This window comes from Nostoc sp. CHAB 5715, assembly GCF_020829685.1.
Classification (GTDB): domain Bacteria; phylum Cyanobacteriota; class Cyanobacteriia; order Cyanobacteriales; family Nostocaceae; genus Nostoc.
The window spans coordinates 1-2,872 of record NZ_JAIVFR010000937.1 but is presented as its reverse complement, the minus strand read 5'-3'; the positions used below and the strand labels follow the sequence as shown (position 1 = coordinate 2,872).

Here is a 2,872-nt window from a genome sequence, read left to right as displayed (position 1 = left end):
TATTGATTTAGGCTGTAATTCTGCATTATCAATCACTGATGGCGAGAATCATCAACAAATCGACGCTCCGAAGTTTTTGAGGAATGCAGAACATCTAATCAAAAAAGCATCTAAGGAGAAAAGACGAGAGTGGTAAACTTTATTTTGCTACTCGTAACACTTCCAAAACTGACAAAGGAGTACTGGTTAAGGCAACAGCAGTACCAGCTAGCTTTGTGCACGAGGTCATCTTTTTGACGACCATCAAACATAGTTTCTATGGCTTCTGCCATTGCTTGCCGTTGAGGATTTACCAGCGGTGTTATGTTATCAAAACCGCCAATCTCCGGGTGTAACAAAACTCGCTGCATTGTCTCGACATCTCTTGTCGCCGCAGGCAATGAGCTAAGACCATGCTTGTACTCACTGACCCCTATTAGCAGTGCTAATTTCTTCATCTTATTATGCTCTCTTATGTTGTAAGATGTCTCAAATTTCTGCTACAAAGTTTTGCGCTGCTGCAATCGCGGTCATTAGTTCTTGCTGGCTACTGGCTTTAACTTTCAGCTTTTTTCCGTTGGCTTCGACTTCCAATTCAATGCTTTTGTTACCCAAGCGATCGCCCAAAAATCCCAACAATTTCTTAAAATTGGCAAGGCTCACCTCAGCTTGCAATACACCCAACAAAAAGCCTCCAACAGATTTAGCTCCTTCAGGTATTTCTGCAACTCCCACTAGTTCTGCACTTTCTACATCTAACTCTTTGATTTCTCGTAGCAGATTCCGCGTTTCCCGTTCTTGCTCTTCTGCATCTAAGCTGGGATTAGAAAGAGCAATGGTCAGTTTGACGTTAGATTCAGAACTCATTTTGTACCCTTTTCAGTTTTAAGCAGTTGACTGTCAACTATATTGCCGTGATTTCTCTATTGACATCATAGCTGCTATGTAAATTTCCTGAAACTTCATCAATATTTTTGCAAAAACTCATAAAATTTAAGTAAAAATTACTAGAAATCAAAAAGACGTAGCACTGCTACGTCTCTACATTCTTGTTCACCAGATGTCTATTACGTCAGGTTAACTAAAACAAGTCCAAATCTGTCACAGCACCGATACTGCTAGAAGATACCAAAAAGGCATACTTCGCCAACACGCCTTTAGTGTAACGCGGAGCCGGAGGTTGCCAGTTAGCACGACGACGAGCCAATTCTGCTTCCGATATATTCAACTGCAACAAACGAGCGGGTGCATCAATAGTAATACTATCGCCTTCTTCTACAAGAGCGATCGCACCACCAACTGCTGCTTCTGGAGCAACATGACCAACCACCATACCGTAAGTACCGCCAGAAAAGCGTCCGTCGGTAATTAATCCCACCGCATCGCCCAAACCAGCACCGATAATTGCTGAGGTGGGAGCCAACATTTCGCGCATCCCAGGCCCGCCCTTTGGCCCTTCGTAACGGATGACTAGAATATCACCAGCTTGAATCTTACCGGCCAAAATTGCATCTAAAGAGGCTTCTTCCGATTCAAATACGCGTGCGGGGCCGGTAATTACTGGTTTTTTCACCCCGGTAATTTTAGCTACAGCCCCTTCTGTTGCCAAATTACCTCTGAGAATAGCTAAGTGTCCTTGGGAATACATCGGGTTATTCCAAGTCCGAATCACATCTTGATTGGCGGATGGTTCTTCTGGTATATCTGCCAATATCTCTGCAATCGTTTGACCAGTGATAGTGAGGCTATCACCATGTAATAAGTCATGCACAAGTAGCATTTTCATGACTTGGGGAATGCCACCAGCTTTGTGCAAATCTGTAGCTACATATTTACCGCTTGGTTTTAAATCACACAAAACGGGAACACGGGCGCGGATAGTTTCAAAGTCATCTAGCGTTAACTCTACATTAGCGGCGCGGGCGATCGCTAAGAAATGCAACACCGCATTGGTTGAACCACCCACTGCCATAATCACAGAGATGGCATTCTCTATAGATTTGCGGGTGATAATTTGGCGGGGCAAGATTTGTTTGCGGATAGCTTCGACTAATACAAAAGCTGATTTTTCCGTACTGTCGGCTTTTTCGGCATCTTCGGCTGCCATTGTCGAAGAATAGGGCAAACTCATCCCCAGCGCTTCAAATGCTGAAGACATGGTGTTAGCCGTGAACATTCCCCCACAGGAACCAGCACCAGGACAAGCCCGACTTTCAACTTCTAATAATTCCTTGTCGTCAATTTTTCCAGCACTGTATTGACCAACAGCTTCAAAAGAACTGACAACAGTTAAATCGCGCCCGTTGTAGTGACCGGGTTTAATTGTGCCACCGTAAACAAAGATAGCAGGGATATTCATCCGGGCGATCGCCAGCATTGCCCCGGGCATATTTTTATCACAACCGCCAATCGCCAGCACACCATCCATACTTTGTCCAGTACAGGCGGTTTCAATGGAATCGGCAATGACTTCCCGCGACACTAGGGAATATTTCATCCCTTCAGTTCCCATCGAAATCCCATCGCTAATGGTAATTGTGCCGAACACTTGCGGCATTGCCCCGGCAGATTTTATACCAGCCTCTGCTATGAGCGCCAGTTGATTTATCCCCATATTACAGGGAGTGATCGTACTGTAACCGTTGGCAATACCCACAATGGCTTTATTGAAATCTTCATCTTTAAAACCAACTGCCCGCAGCATAGCTCGATTAGGCGATCGCTGCACCCCTTGCGTTACAATTTGGCTTCTTAAATTCTCTGACATCTTTTTTCCTTCCCTGGCCTCATCGCTTGTATTGCGATTGTATTACCTGATTTTCTCATGTATACGTGGCGCGATCGAGCATGATTCAGCATTGGTAATTCTCTATTTCTCAAATGTGCTTGTGTT

General features: G+C 44.5%; 3 protein-coding genes. All 3 read right to left on the bottom strand.

Annotation, left to right across the window (positions count from 1 at the left end; genetic code table 11):
* Nucleotides 1-110: 110 nt before the first annotated feature.
* Entirely contained in the window at nucleotides 111-437 is a 327-nt protein-coding gene (locus LC574_RS34005; RefSeq protein WP_229458012.1) for a caspase family protein, read from the bottom strand.
* A 31-nt stretch (nucleotides 438-468) separates the two neighbouring features.
* Nucleotides 469-846 carry a hypothetical protein gene (locus tag LC574_RS34000; RefSeq protein ID WP_229458011.1) on the bottom strand — a complete coding sequence of 126 codons (378 nt, stop codon included), beginning with the start codon at nucleotides 844-846 and terminating at the stop codon, nucleotides 469-471.
* 214 nt (nucleotides 847-1,060) lie between these two features.
* On the bottom strand, nucleotides 1,061-2,746 hold the full coding sequence (gene ilvD / locus LC574_RS33995; RefSeq protein WP_229458010.1) for a dihydroxy-acid dehydratase: 1,686 nt from the start codon (nucleotides 2,744-2,746) through the stop codon (nucleotides 1,061-1,063).
* Nucleotides 2,747-2,872 lie beyond the last annotated feature (126 nt).